Source organism: Rhizobium sp. RSm-3 (genome assembly GCF_001854685.1).
Classification (GTDB): domain Bacteria; phylum Pseudomonadota; class Alphaproteobacteria; order Rhizobiales; family Rhizobiaceae; genus Rhizobium; species Rhizobium ecuadorense.
The window spans coordinates 23838-41482 of record NZ_MAWZ01000006.1 but is presented as its reverse complement, the minus strand read 5'-3'; the positions used below and the strand labels follow the sequence as shown (position 1 = coordinate 41482).

Sequence of the window (17645 nt, the reverse complement as noted above, 5' to 3'; positions counted from 1 at the left end):
TCGATCAGCCCCGCATTGCCATGACGAGGCGATAGCCCCGGCGATAGCCGACGTTCTCAATTCCGATACCGGACGACTCGAGCTTTTCCCGCAGGTGGCAGAGCGCAACCTTGAACGAAGCGTACATCTTGGCCGGCGACGGGCCGCCGTCCGGATCGTCAATGTACATGGCGTCAAAGATCCTCTCAGTCGGGATCGCGTGCCCTTTTCCACGCCAGACCGCGGAAAGGATTTTCGCTTCCAGCGCCGTAATCCCATAGTGATCAACGACAATCTCAAGAGAGGGCGCCGTTACCTGCTGATTGCAGCAAGGGCAGACGAGGGGTTTCGCGAGGCCGAAGGGCGCGGCCTTACTGCCAGGCGCCGACTTTGAGATTGAGTCAAGCGTACCGTCCGCTCGACTGAAAGCCGCGGCCGGCGACCGGAGCGATTGCAACTTACTTTCAGACATCATGTTGATTGCCTCCTTGGCGTTTTGCCTGTCTGTGAGTCCAGATATGAGCCGCCCATTTCTCGGGCGACTTGTAGTTTCGTGAGGTTGCGAGCTTGATTAGTTCTTCGAGCGTGTCGGCTTTGGCCTGCTCGGTGCGGCGCTCGCGGCGCTTAGCTTCGATGTCGATTTCTTCCATTTCGACTTCGACTTCTTCAATTTGCCGGGCAGCAGAGGCCGGCTTGTCGGCGGCTTTCACAGGGTACTCGTAATCGCATTCCGAGCAGCGGAACGCGGCCGCGTGGGTGGCGAAGCACTCGGGGCAAGTCATATTGGCGACTTCGCCACCTTCCTTTTTCTTGCGGCCTTCAAGGCTCCATTCGCGATCGTCATCAGGCAGGCCGTGCAGAGCGAAGCCGCCGACCATATCAAGCAGGATGTGCGGGATATCCGTGCCGTCGCGGCGCAGACCTCGCCCATGCTTTTGCAGGAACCTTGCAAGCGACATTGTGGGGGCGCAGTCCAAGACGCATTCAATCGTCACGTCCCGGCCAACCTGGGCTGACAGGTCGAAGCCCTCGCAGAACAGGGAGCAATTGAAGATGATATCAATTTCACGATCGGCGAATTTGATGAACGCTGCGCGCCGCTCTTCCTGGGGCGTCTCGGCATCGAGCGCGACGGCGCGGACGCCGGCCCGGTTGAATTCTTCGGCATACTGTTTTGCGCGCGCAACGGATGTGGTGAAGCCGATCGTGCGCTTTCCGCTCGCCAACTTCTTCCAATGCTTGACGGCATTGGCGACGACGGCGCGGCCGGACATCAAATCCTCAAGCTCGCTCTCGACGTATTGGCCGCCCTTGATGCGAACGCTTGCGATATCGAGCCCGGCAGGGCTGAAGGCCCGGTAGCGCTGGAGCCGGCCGTTATCGATCAACCAGCGCAGCGACGGCCCAAAAACCATCGTATCCCACACGTCGCCGAGGGGTTTCCCGTCGAGGCGTTCCGGCGAGCCCGTCAAGCCGATCAGCTTTGCGCCCAGTTCCTTGTAGTGATTTGCGACTGCGGCCCAGCCGGTCGCCATGCTCAAATGCGCTTCATCGACCATGACGTAATCGGCTGGGATCTTGCCCAGGCGATTTTTCAAGGTCGAAATCGAGGCGATGAATACCCGGTGATAGGGGTTATAGTGATAGCCAGACGCGATGTAGGAAAACGGTATGCCGAACTTCTCAAACGTCTTGGCAGTCTGCGTAATCAGGTCAACGCGATGAACGCAGAAGATCACCCGCTTGTTGTTCTTGAACAAGCTCCAAATCAGGGCGGCCGCAAGCACCGTCTTACCAAAGCCGGTCGGCGCAAACGCCAGAACCGAAACAGAAGAGCGCAGCGCAACGCGCAGCTTTCCGCGAACCTCATCTTGATCGGGGAAGAGGCTGATCATTTCTTGCCCATCACGATATTGCGAATGCGCTCTTCAAAGAGCGACATACGAAGCAGCCGGCTCGACAAGTGCACGAGGTCGTCAACAGTCTCCCTGTTGATAACGAGGAGAACTTCCCCGGCGGCGTCGCCGCCGTGCATGATGGAGCGGCCAACAAGGTCATCAAGCATTTGGGATTGTGCGAGCATTGAGAGGGGCGGCCGATCCATCGTTAGCCCTCTGGCAACAGGTCGGCGGGTTCAAGCGGAACGCCCAGGCGCTTTGCAGCCTGCAATAGCAAGGCTTGATCTCTGCCATTTATGAGGCCGCTATCATCCTTGGCAGCGCGCGAAATTTTGGACCTGTGACGTTGCAACTCAGCCGCGAGGCGAGCAGGAGGAAGTCCGAATTTGGCAATCACTTTCTGCCAAGGCGTCATAATCTGAGACACTATTTGATTCCCGCTTGCGTCGTTGTGATGCGTTGCGATTCGCATTATAATGTTGCTATTATCGCAACGTCAATCGCATCCGGTCACATGCAAGGAAAATATTCTTGTATCGGGTGGCAAGATTTAGCCCCTATTTATCAGGGGTAGAGAGTTGATAGGGGTTAACTCTATGTACGGTTGGTACATGGGAATTGGGGCTTGGAAGGCTCCACCGGAATGAGCGGGGACAGCTCAGGGCCGAATATGATGTAGTGGAAACAAGCCTGTATTAACCTAAGACACCCTTAAATCGCTAGCGGACACGACTGCCCCAAAATAGTTAATGTGGGCAGCTTGATTAATGTTGCGTTTTTTGCAACAAACTGGCGGAACGTTGCTAGTTTGTAGAGGTGTCGCAATGGCTGAAATGCACGGCGAATGGTTTCACGATCAGTTGAAAGACAGGGGTAAGTCTCTTCGCAAGCTTGCCGCTCATCTAAGTTTGGACCCTTCTGCAGTCTCCCGCACATTTTCCGGTCAGCGGAGAATGGGAATGGAAGAAGCAATGCAAATCGCCCTATTTCTGGGCGTGCCGGTATCGGAGGTCATGAAGCATGCCGGCATAAAGGACATAGATGGAGTGCCGGTCAGCATCCTGTTGGCCGCGTTCATTGATGAGAACGGCACCCTCCAGGGGCTATCGGAGCCCAGGCCTTTGCCGCAATCGGTGATCGACAAAGCGAAGCTTGCCGTTGGCAGCAACTACGATAAGCGCATCATTGCCGCTCAGGTGCGCGCGTCATCCGGCCCGCTATCGATCTGGGATGATGCAGTTTTGCTCTTCAGCCATACCGACTATGTAGAGCCGCCCGCCATCGGGTCGCTATCGATATGCCGCGTCCGCGGCGGCAAGCAGATCCTGGCGAAGGTCGAGCGCGCCCGCAAGACTGGCGAGGCAAGCGTTATCTCGCCTGCCGGGAAGATTGAAGACGCCATTCTTGAGACGGCAACGCCGGTCATTGCCCTTATTCCGTGACGCCAAAAACGAAGCGCCCGGCGGTTAGGCCGGGCGCTCGCTGCCGCATCTTGGAAACTGACAGAGTTTATGGACGTGCAGTCAATTGGTCCTGATTTAACGTCGTCATCGACGGGCCTTTTTCGCATGCCAAACGCCGGTTCCGTTCGCATTAAAGGCGCTGAACCAACCAGAAAAGAACCCACCTCCTCAGACGCCCATTCGGGCGAAATCAAAATCAAGAAAGCGCTTGGCTCCGGCTGACTGGAGTTTCGCAAGTCATGGGAGGATCAGCCCCCAACCCGTCGCTTTCTTGACGATGCGTTTATCGCATCAAGAATTGTGATTAGTCAATCGTCGCAACAAAAATATCCTGTTTTTCAGAAATTCAGGATTTCAGCATTGACTGTTGCGATATGTTGCGATTATGTTGATGTCAGCATCAAATTAACAACAGGAGTTTCGCGATGAACCAGATTATTCGGCACGATGACGAAAGCCGCTTTGACAAGATGATTGACCTTGAGGCCGTTCGGCAGCCGGGCATTTATCTTGATATTCCCAATGAGGAATACCACAACGGCGAAGGCATCTCTAAGTCTGGCCTCTGGACGATCTACGAGAAGACCCCGGCGCACTACAAATTCCCGGCAGACAAGGAAGAGACAACGCAGACGAAGGCAATCAAAGCTTTCGGTACGGCGGCGCATACCGCAATCCTTGAGCCGAATGAATTTGATAAGCGCGTCATGAAAGGCCCTGACGATCGCCGCGGCAACAAATGGAAGGACAAGGAAGAGGAGGCAGAGCTTGACGGCAAGCTGCTACTTGTCGCCGATGCCTTCGACAACGTCTTGCGCATTCGCGATGCTCTTCACCGCGACCCCTGGATTAACGGGATTATCACAGGGGGTAAGCCTGTTGTTGAAGCTTCTGGATACTTCATAGACCCCATAACCGGAGAACTCTGCCGCGTTCGTCCCGATCTGTGGCGCGAAGACATCGGGGTTATAGTCGATGTGAAATCGACCGAAAGCGCTCACCCCGACGCCTTCGCCCGAAGCGCACTCAATTACGGCTATCACGCCCAGGAGGCGTTTTACACAGACGGGTGGAACCTCTGCCTTGAGGCTCGGCGTCAAGCCGACATTATACACCGCGCCACCTATGAAGACGGCGATGACACCAATTACGAAGTCAAGGGCGCGGCGCCGGGCGGCGTGCAAGGTTTCATATTTATCGCCTGGGAGAAGACCAGCCCGCACGCGGTCGCAGTCTACGAGCTTCCGCCATCCATCGTTGACGAGGGGCGGGCGATCATGCGCCGGTCTCTCGACACATACGCCGAATGCAAGAAGGCCAACCATTGGCCGGCATATGCTGACGGCGTGCAGGAGCTTCGCTTCAAGCGCTGGGCCTACAAGCTGACCCCGCCGCCCGAGGGGATGGAAGAGGCCGCTTAATGCCCTCACGCGACGAACTGCACAAAATGTACTGGAGCGCGGCCTATCTCTTCCGCCGCGATCCAGGCCGAATTCGGGAGCGGATTATCTCAACCCTTTCCCATGTCATCACCCATTCGAGCGGCATTCTCCAAGAGCGAGCTGCCGCCGTTTTGAAAGAGGTTTCCAATGGCCCAGGCCCAGATGCAGACCCGCCCGCAGCAGGATAACCGGCGGTTTCAGGACAACCGGCAACCGCCCCAGGACAATCGACAGGCCCTGTCTCTCGTTCACATCAAGGGCGAACTCGACAAGATGCAGCCGGAATTCGCGAAGGAATTGCCCGGCCACATCACGGCCGATCGCTTCGTAAGAACGGCGAAAACGGCAATCTCCATGACGCGCAACATTGAGCGCGTGACGGACATGCGTTCGCTTTTCATCGCATGCTCAAAGGCCGCCGCCGATGGCCTTATCCTCGACGGCCGCGAGGCCGCGCTTGTCATCGACTACAAGGGCGAAGTGCAATACCGCCCGATGATGCGAGGCCTTCTCAAGCTCGCGCGCAATTCGGGAAGCGTAAAGACAATCGTTGTCGAAGTCGCGAAGGAGGGGGATTTCTTCGAGCATTACCCGACGAATTTTGTCGAGCCCGTCAAGCACAAGATCGACCACAAAAACGAGCGCGGCGATATCTTCGTCGTCTACGCGCTCGCCGAGCTGATGGATGGGGGGATCGCGCATGAAGTCATGGACGTTACCGCCATCAACCGGATACGCAATCGTTCGGACGGATGGAAGGCGTTCACAGAGAACAAGATTAAGTCAACGCCTTGGTCGACCGATTGGGAGGAAATGGCACGAAAGACCGTTTTCCGCCGCCTGTCCAAGTACATCCCATCCAGCAGCGACCGCGACGCCTTCCAGCGCGCCGTAGAGCGCATTGACGAGGATTTCACCTTTGACGCCGACGCGGACGAGAATGGCGAAATCTCGACGCCGCGGCCGGCGACCAAGCAGCGCGGCGGCGCGGCGGCTGCGCTCAAGAACGTGACGCCCCAGGCCGGCCCGGCGCCTTCACAGCCGCCGGCAGAGGACTTCGACCGCGAAACCGGTCAGATCATCGACCACGAAAACCCGGCCTACGGCACGGACGATATGCAGATGCGGCCCGGAGACGATCTGTGATGACGGCGCCAACCATACCCGGCTTCTCTCGTGTGGAGATCAGAACGAACGGCAAGCCCGATCTGGAGCGGGCGGCCGAGGCACTTAAAGCGCTCGCGGGCGAGCTGGAGAAAATCGCCCGCGAGCAACCAGACGGAACGGCGGTGATCGTCGCTCATCACGCGATCAAGGCGACATCGCAAAAGCTCAGAGGCAACTAATGCAGATCGAAGAAGGGAAATTCTACCAGATCCGCGACGGTCGAAAGATTGGCCCGATGGAGCCGACGCCGGGCGCGGTTCAGTACTTCTTTAGGACGCGGCTCCCCGGTGAAAGCTCTTGGCGCACCTATCAGCCCAACGGGCGCTATCGGGATGATATGCCGTGCGACCTAGATATTGTCGCTGAATGGCGCGAGCATGCATCGGTGCAGCGGGTGAACGCGGCCTACCTGGAAAGCGGAAGCGATGATCAGGAAGACCCGGCGGCCGCCATTCTGGCGATGCTCGACGGCGTCGCCGATGCCAACTATTCGGCGCTTGCCGGGGTTCTTCGCGAGGCTCACGCCCATGCGGCTACGGGCAAGGGCGTCGAGCGCCACGGCAACGGCCGCAGCTTCAACGAACAGCCCATCATGGAAATTCCGCGGCTCCTGGGCGGCAGTCCCGAGGGCCAGCTATACCAAATCATGAAGAAGGCCCAGGAGGCTAACGGCATGGTCAAGCGCGGCGAGAGGGAAGCGGCCATCCGCGAGCTTCTGGGCGCGATCAACTATGCGGCGGCAGCGGTGCTGACGATCCGCGAAGCAGCTTAACACCAGCCATAAGAGAGGAAATCAACATGGCAAATCAGTCTGGAATCGCAATCACCATCCGCGCTTTTCTTCCGACCGGCAAGACGCTGGACGAGCAGTTCACCGCGCTTGGCCTTGTCCGTGACGCCCACGCATCCGGCGACTATACAGCGCTGCTGAAGGCGGCTTCGGTTGAAGAAGTCAAGACCGAGCAGAAAACGCGGCGCGTCGAGATCGTGGCGACGAACCCGCAGCCGGAATCCGGGACGGCGGGCGACGGCGACGAAAGCGGCCTCAAGGGAATGCTCGACGGCGTGCCGCCGGTCGGCGCCGTTGACGACGCAGGCAGCGAAGGAGAGCCAGCCGGAACCGTGGGCGGCGCCCAGATGGAAGGCGACGACGGCGCCGAGGTTCCGGCGTTCCTCAAGCCCAAGAAGGGTAAGGCGGCGGCATGATCCAGAGTATTGTCTTGGCAATCATTGCAATTGTCGCTGGCGTGTTTTCGATTGCGTCGGCCACGGCCACAGGAATTGCGTATCAGAAGCTTGTCAGCGGCGGCGATGAAACGCAGGCAGGAGTTGTCGGCATTCTCATTGTTACGCTGGCGTCGTTCGTCGTGTCGATCGTGTCGGCTTTCGTTGCCTAGCGGCATGTGATTATCGCAATATGTTGAGATGGGGGCGCATTTTGCGCCCCTTTCTTTATCGCCGGATGCGGCGGGCCAGTAGCGCGCCGGCATCGCCGATCACGATAGCGGGGATCAGGACAAGCGCCATGTCATTGACGTGGGGCGGAACATCGACAACGACCAGATGAAAGCCGAACCAGGGGTTCAGGATCTGGACGATGTAAATCGCGGCCCACCACAGACCGAACGGGATGACGATCAGCAATCGGCCAACGTGCGTTGCGCTCCATCGGTCGGAAGCCTCGACCACGGCGATATCGCGGGCGGCTTCAATTCCCTTGATAGCTTCTTCGGCCGCAAGCCGCTGCTGATCGGTTTCGGCGGCAAGCTTCGCCTGATAGGCGGCCAAGAGCGGGCCGGTGAATTTTTCGATGATCCCGCCGAGCAGCAAATCAGAAAGCCACTTCATCGAGCCCACCCAAATTTATGGGCCAGGAAGTACCAGCCTTCCGCTACGGCCGCCACGATGGCGCCGGCTGCGACCTGGACAGCCATGGCAATATCGGGATCGTTGGAAATCAGATCGCCCATTTCGGGAGCGAGAAGCCCGCGCGTGACGAGGATGGCGGCGAGATACCGCAAGAGAATGCGAAGAATGACAAGGGACATGATTGCTGCCTCAGTTGGTGACGGCGGCAATCATGTTGTGGGGAAGGTTGTTGCGCTGAAATCAGACGTAGGGCTTGAGCGCGCCCGACGCGATGGCCTTAATGAACAGGCCAATGAGAATGACGACGGTCGGCGTGAGAACCGCCCATATCGCTTTGCCGATCTTGCCGGCCAGCTTTTCAACGCTGCCCTCGATTCGGAGCAACGCGGCGTTAATATGCGGCTGCTGGGCTTCCAGGGTGACGACGCGCTCTTTCATGTCGTTGATCCTGCCGTGAAGCTTTTCGATTTCGATACGGGTGATTTCGTCCATAGTGCTGCCGCCATTCGGTTTTCTATGGCGGCAGCTTTACGCGGGAAAGGTTGGCCGCGTTCACATCGACCGGATCTGAGCAGCCCAGGCCCAAAGGCTGTCCATCTGCGCAGGCGGAATGCCCATGACCTGGGCCAGCATATCGATGCGCGGATCTGCGCGTTCGTATTCCTGGGCGTCCTCAATCATGATGCGCATCGTTTCTTTCTCGGCCGCCGAAAGAGCCGACATGCCGGCGACGGCGGACAGGACATCAGCCTTGAAAATCGGCGGCTCAAGCTCAAGGGCTGCAAGCCAAAGCTGCCATTTCTTGAGGGAAGGGAAAGGCGCGGGAGGGTTGAGAAATGCAACGACAGCCGCGTTATCTTCCGGCAGCTCTTCAAGATCCATGCCCGGTTGCGGGCCGGCGCTGTAGAACACTATCGCGCCGTCGCCGTCGCGTTGAACAAAAACCGTATTCATGCTGAAGCTCCATTTCTGCGGGGCGCTTGATAGTCGTTGAAACCTACAGACTGAACAACGTAGCTTCCGGAGCCTACCGACGTTGAGGCTTGGGAGCGGATGACGCCAGTTGACCGCGTGCGGAGCTTTGCCCCAATGCGAGCTTCGTGCGAGCTGACAACGTTAACGCTGAGTTGCACGGTAGCCGGGCCGGCATTGTTGTCCGTCCAGGCGAACACGACGCCGGCAGAGTTGTTATTTTGCCCGTTGATAAGCATCAAATATGCTTCGGTGGATATCCCGGCCGGGATTTGCGTAAGCTGGAAATCTGCCGCCGCCCAACCGCTTGCAGAAATCTCACTGACCGTGTTGCTGGCCCGGTATTCGTTGCCGTCCTGCGTATATGGCCGGATGAGATTGCCCGACGTGGTCAGCACGACGTTAACGCGGCCCTGCACTTCCCACCCGGTCAGGTTCGTCATGTTCACAAGCGCCGGATCAGATTGCAGGCTTGCCACCCAATCACCAGCGCCCGTGGTCAGGTTGCGCACAGCGTGGACGAAATAGGTTTTGCTCGCCGCCATCGCGCCGGTATCGAGGAGGCCGCCAGCAGCGCCGGCCGTGAATGTCGCGGCGAGGTTCTTGGTAAGCGCCGCTCCGAACGTCGTTCGCTTGCCCTTGAAAAAAACCCATCCGGCCTTCATCTGGATTGTTGTGTTGGTGACAAAGACCGTCTCGCAGCCGGAAATCCGCTCATACCCGGTAAGGCTGGCGATATAGACCACGAGATTGAACAGGCTTATTTTCTTCAGCGCCCAGGCGGCGGCGCTGTCGGCAATCCCAAGCTCGTCATCATCGTTGAGCGAGGTCTTGGCCGCCGCCGCATGTATCCAGCCGGCAAGCGTGTTGGCTACGCTATCGTAGATCGCCTTCGCCTTGAGCATGAAGTGTTTGGCGGAGAAGGCACCGGGAACGCCAGTGATGCCCACATCTTCACCGTTGTTGGCATACTGTCCGGCCAAGACCGCGCTTCCGGCCGCAGCGGTTGCCGACCCAGCGGCCTCGCCGGCCTTGGTGATTGTCGTCGCAGTCAGGCCGGCAACGCCGGGAATGTCGTCGGAAAGATCGGCGACGGTCGCCAAGTATTGCGCGACCGATGCAACAATGCTGAGATCGTCGCCCTTGTCGCCCAGCGCCAGAACGTTCGAAATCAGCTCGTCAATCGTCGCGTCATCGACAGACGGCGGAATGGTGACGGCGCGGGCCGATCGTTCCTTGAGCTGCTGCAGGCGCATTACCAACAGGTCAAGCGCCCGCTCGATCGTTTCGGCGTAGTAGGCACCCTGATTTTCAAGGTCGGTATCCTGGGTGAACGGCACATTCAACAGGTTGGTGATTTTCGTTCCGGTCGCGGGGGCCGGCACAATGATGGCTTGGCCGCCGCCGTCATCTCCGACCCCCGTAACGGTATAGTCGCTATCGAGGACAAGAATGGAATCTACGCCGCTGGCATCGGTTTTGATGACCTGCAAATGTTCGGGGGCGTAAATCTTGAATTCGTAGTCAAAGGCCGTCGTCACCCCGTTGGCAGGGTAAGGGCCAGATCGGTTCACTTCACTGGAAATGGTCATGTTTTCGCGCCTATGGAAATCGCTGAACCATAGGCGCGAGAAGGTTACTTGCTCGACTTGCCGAGGAGGTATTCAAACGGCGAAACCTCTTGCCCGTCTACCTGCCTCATTCCCGCATCGACTATGCGGTTGACTTGCGCCGCCGGAAGCCCGGTTCCCAGGCCGGTCGCGTTGACGATCGCCTTGATATCCGAATTCTTGACTTCCTCGCCCTTGAAGAGCGATTCCACGACGCCCGCGAGCGACTTGATGCCGCCGGCCGCATCGCCCACAACGCTGCCGTAAGCGCCGCCGCCGTCGAACCCTTGGAACACGCTGCCAGCATCACGGATGAATGGCAGGGCGCCCAGGACGGAAAACCCGGTCTGCTTTGCCAGGAACAGCGGCCAGCCGTCGTCATCATCGTCGCCGGTCGGAAGCTGACCTTTGATCGCGGCGACAAACACGGCGTCAACCATGAACAGCATCGCCATGTCCACAGCCAGGGAGACGCCTTGTTTCGCGAACGCTGCCGGCGTCGAGCCCTGGTCAATCACGTTGCGGCGGGCCTTGGCGCCCCGCTCGTAGGCGATATTGAACTTGGCGAACATGTAGGAGCCCAGCGCCGTGAAGAGCCGCACCACGTCATTCTGACGGGTGTTGCGCGAGAGCGTGCCGCGCTCGAATGACGAGCGATCATGGAAGAGGCCGGACGATTGAGCGCGCTTGACGATATCGTCAGCGTGGGCGACTGCTTTTGCTTCATCGTTGCCGAATTTGCGCAGGCCCTGATTATAGCCGCCGAGCCACGTCGGAACGTCAACCAGATGATATTGCAGCTTCTCCATCAGCCAGAACGCCAGCTTGCCCCAGACGGTTTTGAAATCCTTCCACCTGGAGCCGGCCGCGCTCGATTTGCTGCTTTCATAAAAGTCGTTGATGTCCTTGCTGAAGGTGCCTTGCCGTTTGGACATGTAAGGCGACTTGCTGGCAATATCGCCGAGCACGCCAGGACGGAACGAGTTCTTCACGCCAACCGCAAAGTCTCGCTTACCGACCACAACGACCGACTGCGCCAGGCCGGCGACCTGAGAGGCGGCCGTCACCAGATTGAGCGCGAGCTTGGCAACGGTGAAGTTGTTTTTCGCAAACCGCGCCGTGCGGCTGACGAGATCCGCGGAACGCAGTTCGCCAGAGCCGACATCGAGCAGCCACGTTTCCAGCGCGTCGAAATCCGCGCTACGGCCGGAGTTGGTGAAGGCCGAGCGAACACGGCCATCCTGGAGCACGCGCCAGGAGTTGGACACGGCTTCGCTGAATTCCAAGTCATAAATCACTTGGTTGATATGCCGATGGAGAACGGACATATCCAGCTCAACGGGCCGGCCCGACGCCTGGGCGCGTTCCTTGGTATGTCCGTTGCGCGTCTGCGCCTTTCCGAATCGGCCGGCCATCAGGGATTGCGCGATATCCTGGGCCGCATCGTCGCGGGCGAGAGACGACAAGCGGGCGTCATACTTCAGCGGATAATAGCCGCCGGCCAGTTCCTTGCCGCCGATCGTGACAGGAGAGGATTGGACCCAATCCGGTTCAACGCCGGTCACCCGTTTTTCTCGAGCTGCAATATCGCCCTTGAACGATCCGACGAAATCCCAGACGGATTGAACAAACTTCGCGTCGCGCGCATCCAGCGAGGCAAGGACGGCGTCAACCTGGGCGTCGGTCAATGAGCCTTCAACGCGGCGATCGGTGAGGCGCTGGCGGTTTCCCTCATTGCCGGTATTGAGCGCGATAGCGATCTTTTCCCACTTCGACAGGGCATAGCCGAGTTCCGGCACATGCATGCGCCGCGCCATGTCGCGGCGTTCCTTCTTCGAATAAACGTCGTAAAGCGTTTCGAGATCCGCGGCGGCCTTTTCCTTCCGAACGGCAAGCCGGTTGGCGGCATCATCGATCGGCGCCTTGATGGCGGCATGGGTCGCGCCGGCATCCTCAAAGCCGTCGATTTCGCGTAGCAGCGTGTTGGCGTTCAACACCAGATCGAGATATTGCCGAACCGAGTTCCGGCGATCTTCACCGGCAGAGCCGACACGAGCGGGCGGGCGCTTCGGCATGTTCTTTTTGAAGGCGTCGAGGATATCGGAAACCGTTTCCTCAAGCTCCCGCTCATGCTTGGCATCGATCAGCTTATTCCAGCGCAACGCGACGTGCTCAAGGTTCTTGATGCTGTCGATCACGCCGCGAAGCTCTTCAACGGGAATGGTCTTGTAAGGAGCGCGGCCAGCCTGGGCTAAAACGGCGTCAGGAATGACAAGCTCGTTTTCACGGCCTGCCGCCCGCATCGCTTCAACGAACGCATTCAGCGAGCCTCTACGAGCTTCCGCCGTGCCACTCATGCGCGTGAAGTCGTAACGGTCAAGAAGCTCATCAATAGCGCCGAGGTAATCGACCTTGGCGTTTTCGCGGCGGCCGGCGCCCGCGATCCTGTTTCGCGTGGACGCCTTGCCGAGCTTCTTGACGTAGTTTTCCGCCTTCTCGACTTCGTCGGCAACCTTGCGGCTTTCCTGATAGAGCGCATGGTTGAGCAGTTGCCGGCGCTTTGCCTCAATGAGCTTGGCAACCAGATCGTTATAGCCGTGGTTCGTCACCGTGCGTTCGCCGCCGGGGATGGTGAAAGCCTTGCCATTGCTCGAAACGCGCTGCTGATCGGCAACTTGAAATGTCGATGTTGTGGTTTCGAATTTGCCGTTATGCGCGTCGATCGCGCCCGCGACAGCCTCCTGAGAACCCTCGCCACGGATTGCGGCTTTAGCGGTGCTGGAGATCTTGCGGCGGGCAGCGTCGAGCCAAATCTTTTCCCGCGCCAGTTGGGCGCCGAGGCGGGCGGCTTCATCGGCCGCCTTGCGTTCGGCCGCAAGGAAGCGTTCGCTCGCCATAGCGTCGCGGACGCGCATCCGAGCCGTTGCCGATCGAGCCGAGGCGCGGGCCTCTTTCGCCGTGAGCGCTTGGCCGGCGCCGGCAACCTCAACGATCGCCTTCAGTTCGGCCGCGATCCATTGGGCCTTCTTGTCATTGTGGACGGCCGAAAGGGCTTCTGCTTCCGCAGAGCCATCATTCAACATGTCGCCATGCCGTTCACGCATGACGCGCTCGACTTCGGCGGCAATGGCGTCTTTGCGCTTCGGGGCTTGCTCCAGCGCCCTAACCATTTCGTCGCCGCTTTCGAAGCCGAACGAATTGGCGATATCGTCGGGATCATGGCCGCCCTCTACGGCATACATGGTCTGCTTTCCACGCGGTAGGGTTTCGAGGATGCCGGCGCCGTAGCGTTCAACAAGGATATCTTTGGACATCCGAATATCCGGCATTTCCTTGACGCCGTCTTCGTCAATCCAGCGGCGGTTGCCCATCCATTCCATGGCGCGATAATACCGGAAGGCGTTTACTTCCTTCTCGACTTCGGCGCGAACGGCCGCCTTCTCTTCCTTGTAAGCCTTCTGTTGCTCGCGCTTGATCGGCGCCATTGCCTCGCGCAATAGGGTCGCTTTCGCCTCATCTTCGGCCTGCCGGCGCAGAGTCATGAAGCGGTCGAATTCCTCTTGCTTGAGGCCCATCGCTTCGGCCGTCGCAAATACCGGGCCGGTTTCGCCGGTCGATGCCTGGGCGGCTTCAATCTGGCTGTCACTGGCGAGCATGCGGTTGAAGACTTCCGTCACTGCCGGGCTGGTCTTGACGTGAAGGCCGGCGATCGTCCGATAAATCGAGATCAGCCAGGAGCGGAACTTTTCGAACGCGCCGCGCAGCTCGATAGACGGCGCTTTGCCCTCCATCAGATAGCTTTCAAAGGCGCGCGCGAATTGCTCCTGCATGCCGACATCAACGGCGGCGTCTTTCATCAGGTCGCCGGTAGTGCCGTTTTCGAGCGCCGCGATTACGTCGGCTTCGGTGATTTCAACGTCTGCCATGACGCGCTTGCCATCAGCGGCAACAGCCTTCGCGTTTTCCTTCCACCAATCCTGAAGGGTCGCAAAATCGGCGGCTGAACTGCTTTCGCCGCTGGCGGTCGCATCCTGCATAACCGTCAGGAAGTAGTGCCCGGTTTCGTGAACCAGGGTTGAGAGGTCGGCATTCTCGAAAAGCCGGATGATCGTATCGCCCGACCTGATGCCCCCGGCAGGAAGCTGGATCGAGCCGCGCGCGCCACCTTCCATCTTCTGAAAAAGAAAACCGCCCTTGCGATTTTGCGGCAATGCAGTTACTTTTATCTCGCCCCCCGGAGGCGTTTCAGACGTAGAGACGAGGCCGGAAATAACACTTTCGGATTTGGTCGCCGGGGGGAATTTACGCATCGACACAGCCGCAAGGCGCTTTTTCCCTTCGCGGGCCTCTTCGACATAGAGCGTAGAGCCATCAGGGCCGGGGGCGAGATATCCAACAATTTGCTGACCACGACGCCCCACGATGCCAGTGACGACATGCGTCGCGTTTGTGATCACGTCAGGGATAGCCAGGATATCGGCCTCAGTAATCGGGAGCTGCCCGCGCGATGTTTCGGCCTTTTCGTCGCCGTGGCGTTTGAAGATGTGGCGCACGGCGAAGGCGTCAACGGTATGGGTATAACCGGAAACATCAAGCCCCGACGAATCCTTGACGGCGGCCGCCACTTCAGGGGAAACCTGTCCAAGCTCTACCGTCTTCGTTTCGTTGGCTGGAGCGCCGCGAACGAAATCAAGTAGCGACTGGATTGCGCCGCGCAGGACTGACGCCTGTCCATACTGGCGGCCGCCTTCAATTGCCTGCCTGATATTGTCGTCGCTGTCCGTCAGCGATACGCCGAGCGAGGCAAGATATTTCTCGACTTCATCCAGGCGCGCGGCTTCTTCAGCTTCGGCGCTGGGCGCTTCCGCATACTGAGGTTCACCGCGCAGCTCGCGGTCAATCGAATCGTAGAGAGCCCGCGTAATATCAGGGACTTCGCGCCCTTCGTTCACCGCGGCGATATACTCAACCGCGGCCGGATCGTCGCGCAGGAACCCGGCTTCAATCGCGGCCTGAGCGACCGCATCGGCGCCGTGCTTACGGCCATCAAGGTTGCTGCCGCCGAGCATGTCGCCTTGAGCCTTGCCCTGCTTGCGGGCGAGCCGCAACGTCTTCTTGCCCTTGCCGCGCTTCACGGTTTCAGCATTGCGGGATTTCAGTTCGCCGCCGGCATCGTTGATACCGCCGTGCTGATCGATGAAATCGAGAAGAGTCGGCCGCGTGTCGCGGACATCTTTCCGGTTGCGCGCGGCTGCGAGCGTCCGGTTCAGTTCATCGACATTCTTGAACTGCATGCCCTGGGGAAGATCGCCGGCCACCTGGGGGAGCGGGTAGCGCTGCATGAATTCTTCCGTGGTCATGCCGTTGCGCTGGGCCATGGCCGAATAGAAGGCCGGGTAGAGCATAGCCTCAGTCGTCGCCACGTCGGTAGAGCGGCCGGCAACGCGAAGACGAGAAACCATTTCATCATAGATTCGCTCTTCTGCCGATCGGTTTGCTTCGGCGGATTGGCGAGCGTCTTCGGCCGCCTGATAGGCTTCATCGCGCAGATCTTCGGCGCGTTCATTGAATGCCTGGGCTTCCGCGAAGGTGAAGGACTCGGGATCAAAGCGCATGTTGTCCATAAGGAATGCATCATGCTCAGAGCCGGCCATGCGCGCGGCATAAGTCGCGGTCGGGATTCTCAGATCGCCACCGCTGGCAAGGGCGGCGTCGAGGTCGGCCGAGGTCACGCCGTCGAGCGTGTCGGCAAGCTCGTGAGGATCGAAGCCGGCGCCCTGGAAATACTCAACGAACTTATCGGCCGGCACATAGATATTTTCAACTGGCGTTCCGTTCGTCGCCTTGGCCGCAAAATCGCGGAAGGTATCGGCCGATCGCCCGCGCGTCGTGGACGCCTGGGCCTGGGCAGACAGGTCTTGAACCGTCTGGCGAGTTTGTTCGGCCCGCTGCGCCTGATGCATTGAACCGCGAAGCCGGCCGGGTATCATCGCGTCAATGCCGATCTTTCCGGCCTCGACCATGGCGCCGACAAAGCCGCCGGTCGCGAAGCTGTTCAATACGCCGTCAAGCAAGCTCTTGTCAGGGGCGTAGAGGTTGGAGGCAATCGCGTTCTGCATAAGCTGCTGGACGGCCTCTTGCCCGCCTTCCGTGGCGAACTGTTTGGCGACCGTGCGCAGCAGGGCGGCAAAGCCCGACTTGACGACATGGTTGTTGAGAAGGCGCTCAACAGGGATGGCGTCAGTAAGGCCAGGAATAAGGCCCCAGAACGCGGCAATGGTCTGCGTGTCTTCATCCTGCCCAGCCCGCCGAGCGTTGCCGGAAGCTTCGCCGGCACCCATGGCGCCGCCCACGCCGCCAGCGGCAAATGGGCCGCCGACCATCGCCGCGCCGATAATGGTGAGCAGCGAGCCGAGACCCGAGCCGACTTGCCGGCCCAAGCTTTCTTCCATGCCGGGAGCGGCCGGGATCAGGCCGGCGCCGAAATCCTGCGTTGCCTCGCCGCCACTCTGCAGCGCGTCCGAGGCGATCTTAAGGGCCGGCCCGAGCATAGGCCCGAGTTGTTCGATTGCTTCGGCAGGCGGGATATCGCCGGCCAGGACGCCGGAAAGCACCGTCTGCGCGATCTGCGGATTGATATCGCCCTGCTTGAAAATGTCCTGCCGAAGCGTCGCCAACTGGTCGGGGGCGAGCGATTGCGCCTGGACAATGCGATTGGTGAGCGGCGTACGGACGGCAGGATCAACCGGCGTGAGGATCTGCCCAGTTCCCTCAAGTGCTGTACCGGCAGACGAGACAACGCCGCCGGGAATTCCCTTCGGAACTTCAGCGGCATTCTTGCCGAGCAATTCCCACCACGACAGGCCAGACAGATCATCCTTGGCGATGGCGGCTTTCGTTGGATTGGCAGTCAGCCAGGACGTGAGGCGCGGCGACGACTGGAGAACCGTCGCGTTCCGCTTGTCGTCAATGGCCTGCTGAAACGAGCTTCGATTGTCCTTGACGAGATCGAGAGGAGGAACCGGGCTGCCCGTTGTTTTTGCAAACTCGTTGGCGAGATTAAGGTTTCCTGCAACCTCGTCTGGATTTTCGGCCGAAGATCCAATAACAACAGAGGCGGAAGCGGCGTCTTGATCGTGCTTGGACTTAAGCCAAGTGTCAAAGTCAGAAGTGATGTCCAATGCCTGTCTCCATCAAGAATTTGAAGGCAGGTTTACGGCCGCAATAGTTGTCTAGGTGAATGGG

The 17645-nt window shown here is 59.2% G+C and carries 16 protein-coding genes; 7 read left to right on the top strand and 9 right to left on the bottom strand.

The window, feature by feature from the left end; genetic code table 11:
- Positions 1–4: 4 nt before the first annotated feature.
- From BBJ66_RS08675 to BBJ66_RS34690, 3 genes are read right to left on the bottom strand one after another with little or no spacing between them, the layout of a single operon-like run.
- Complete coding sequence (locus BBJ66_RS08675) at positions 5–454, bottom strand: helix-turn-helix domain-containing protein (RefSeq protein ID WP_244511636.1); 450 nt, start codon at positions 452–454, stop codon at positions 5–7.
- A complete protein-coding gene (locus BBJ66_RS08670) occupies positions 444–1874 on the bottom strand; it encodes a DEAD/DEAH box helicase (protein WP_071086345.1) in 1431 nt (476 codons plus the stop codon). The genes BBJ66_RS08675 and BBJ66_RS08670 overlap by 11 nt, the downstream gene beginning before the upstream one ends.
- Positions 1871–2083, bottom strand: coding sequence for a hypothetical protein (locus tag BBJ66_RS34690; protein ID WP_071086343.1), 213 nt, complete (start codon positions 2081–2083; stop codon positions 1871–1873). Before BBJ66_RS34690 ends, BBJ66_RS08670 begins: the two co-directional genes overlap by 4 nt.
- Before the next feature lie 618 nt (positions 2084–2701).
- On the opposite strand from BBJ66_RS34690, the gene BBJ66_RS08655 reads away from it, so the two are divergent.
- From BBJ66_RS08655 to BBJ66_RS08625, 7 genes are all read left to right on the top strand, one after another.
- Positions 2702–3319 (top strand): helix-turn-helix domain-containing protein, encoded by a 618-nt coding sequence (locus BBJ66_RS08655; RefSeq protein ID WP_071086341.1) that lies wholly within the window; start codon positions 2702–2704, stop codon positions 3317–3319.
- Positions 3320–3765: 446 nt separating this feature from the next.
- Complete coding sequence (locus BBJ66_RS08650) at positions 3766–4761, top strand: PD-(D/E)XK nuclease-like domain-containing protein (protein ID WP_071086338.1); 996 nt, start codon at positions 3766–3768, stop codon at positions 4759–4761.
- Positions 4762–4929: 168 nt separating this feature from the next.
- The gene (locus BBJ66_RS08645; RefSeq protein ID WP_071086336.1) at positions 4930–5928 is read left to right on the top strand and encodes a recombinase RecT; all 999 of its coding nucleotides are present in this window, start codon (positions 4930–4932) and stop codon (positions 5926–5928) included.
- Positions 5928–6128 carry a hypothetical protein gene (locus BBJ66_RS08640; RefSeq protein WP_071086334.1) on the top strand — a complete coding sequence of 67 codons (201 nt, stop codon included), beginning with the start codon at positions 5928–5930 and terminating at the stop codon, positions 6126–6128. Before BBJ66_RS08645 ends, BBJ66_RS08640 begins: the two co-directional genes overlap by 1 nt.
- Positions 6128–6721, top strand: coding sequence for a hypothetical protein (locus BBJ66_RS08635; RefSeq protein WP_071086331.1), 594 nt, complete (start codon positions 6128–6130; stop codon positions 6719–6721). Before BBJ66_RS08640 ends, BBJ66_RS08635 begins: the two co-directional genes overlap by 1 nt.
- A 26-nt stretch (positions 6722–6747) precedes the next feature.
- Positions 6748–7155, top strand: a complete 408-nt coding sequence (locus BBJ66_RS08630; RefSeq protein WP_071086329.1) for a hypothetical protein — start codon at positions 6748–6750, stop codon at positions 7153–7155.
- Positions 7152–7346 (top strand): hypothetical protein, encoded by a 195-nt coding sequence (locus BBJ66_RS08625; protein ID WP_071086327.1) that lies wholly within the window; start codon positions 7152–7154, stop codon positions 7344–7346. Before BBJ66_RS08630 ends, BBJ66_RS08625 begins: the two co-directional genes overlap by 4 nt.
- Before the next feature lie 55 nt (positions 7347–7401).
- On the opposite strand, the gene BBJ66_RS08620 is transcribed toward BBJ66_RS08625, so the two are convergent.
- From BBJ66_RS08620 to BBJ66_RS08595, 6 genes are all read right to left on the bottom strand, one after another.
- A complete protein-coding gene (locus BBJ66_RS08620) occupies positions 7402–7797 on the bottom strand; it encodes a hypothetical protein (protein ID WP_071086556.1) in 396 nt (131 codons plus the stop codon).
- Positions 7794–7997: a Pam3-gp28 family putative phage holin gene (locus BBJ66_RS08615; RefSeq protein WP_071086325.1), complete on the bottom strand. Its 204-nt coding sequence runs from the start codon at positions 7995–7997 to the stop codon at positions 7794–7796. The genes BBJ66_RS08620 and BBJ66_RS08615 overlap by 4 nt, the downstream gene beginning before the upstream one ends.
- A gap of 61 nt (positions 7998–8058) precedes the next feature.
- Positions 8059–8310 (bottom strand): hypothetical protein, encoded by a 252-nt coding sequence (locus BBJ66_RS08610; protein ID WP_071086323.1) that lies wholly within the window; start codon positions 8308–8310, stop codon positions 8059–8061.
- Between the two features lie 60 nt (positions 8311–8370).
- Positions 8371–8772 carry a hypothetical protein gene (locus tag BBJ66_RS08605; RefSeq protein ID WP_071086321.1) on the bottom strand — a complete coding sequence of 134 codons (402 nt, stop codon included), beginning with the start codon at positions 8770–8772 and terminating at the stop codon, positions 8371–8373.
- Entirely contained in the window at positions 8769–10382 is a 1614-nt protein-coding gene (locus BBJ66_RS08600) for a hypothetical protein (RefSeq protein ID WP_128146166.1), read from the bottom strand. The genes BBJ66_RS08605 and BBJ66_RS08600 overlap by 4 nt, the downstream gene beginning before the upstream one ends.
- Before the next feature lie 44 nt (positions 10383–10426).
- Positions 10427–17581 (bottom strand): PBECR3 domain-containing polyvalent protein, encoded by a 7155-nt coding sequence (locus BBJ66_RS08595; RefSeq protein WP_071086317.1) that lies wholly within the window; start codon positions 17579–17581, stop codon positions 10427–10429.
- Positions 17582–17645: the final 64 nt, after the last annotated feature.

Bases quoted from the DNA above. Each gene is read 5' to 3' on its own strand.
- BBJ66_RS08675 (WP_244511636.1), bottom strand. From the start codon at position 454: ATGATGTCTGAAAGTAAGTTGCAATCGCTCCGGTCGCCGGCCGCGGCT.
- BBJ66_RS08670 (WP_071086345.1), bottom strand. From the start codon at position 1,874: ATGATCAGCCTCTTCCCCGATCAAGATGAGGTTCGCGGAAAGCTGCGC.
- BBJ66_RS34690 (WP_071086343.1), bottom strand. From the start codon at position 2,083: ATGGATCGGCCGCCCCTCTCAATGCTCGCACAATCCCAAATGCTTGAT.
- BBJ66_RS08655 (WP_071086341.1), top strand. From the start codon at position 2,702: ATGGCTGAAATGCACGGCGAATGGTTTCACGATCAGTTGAAAGACAGG.
- BBJ66_RS08650 (WP_071086338.1), top strand. From the start codon at position 3,766: ATGAACCAGATTATTCGGCACGATGACGAAAGCCGCTTTGACAAGATG.
- BBJ66_RS08645 (WP_071086336.1), top strand. From the start codon at position 4,930: ATGGCCCAGGCCCAGATGCAGACCCGCCCGCAGCAGGATAACCGGCGG.
- BBJ66_RS08640 (WP_071086334.1), top strand. From the start codon at position 5,928: ATGACGGCGCCAACCATACCCGGCTTCTCTCGTGTGGAGATCAGAACG.
- BBJ66_RS08635 (WP_071086331.1), top strand. From the start codon at position 6,128: ATGCAGATCGAAGAAGGGAAATTCTACCAGATCCGCGACGGTCGAAAG.
- BBJ66_RS08630 (WP_071086329.1), top strand. From the start codon at position 6,748: ATGGCAAATCAGTCTGGAATCGCAATCACCATCCGCGCTTTTCTTCCG.
- BBJ66_RS08625 (WP_071086327.1), top strand. From the start codon at position 7,152: ATGATCCAGAGTATTGTCTTGGCAATCATTGCAATTGTCGCTGGCGTG.
- BBJ66_RS08620 (WP_071086556.1), bottom strand. From the start codon at position 7,797: ATGAAGTGGCTTTCTGATTTGCTGCTCGGCGGGATCATCGAAAAATTC.
- BBJ66_RS08615 (WP_071086325.1), bottom strand. From the start codon at position 7,997: ATGTCCCTTGTCATTCTTCGCATTCTCTTGCGGTATCTCGCCGCCATC.
- BBJ66_RS08610 (WP_071086323.1), bottom strand. From the start codon at position 8,310: ATGGACGAAATCACCCGTATCGAAATCGAAAAGCTTCACGGCAGGATC.
- BBJ66_RS08605 (WP_071086321.1), bottom strand. From the start codon at position 8,772: ATGAATACGGTTTTTGTTCAACGCGACGGCGACGGCGCGATAGTGTTC.
- BBJ66_RS08600 (WP_128146166.1), bottom strand. From the start codon at position 10,382: ATGACCATTTCCAGTGAAGTGAACCGATCTGGCCCTTACCCTGCCAAC.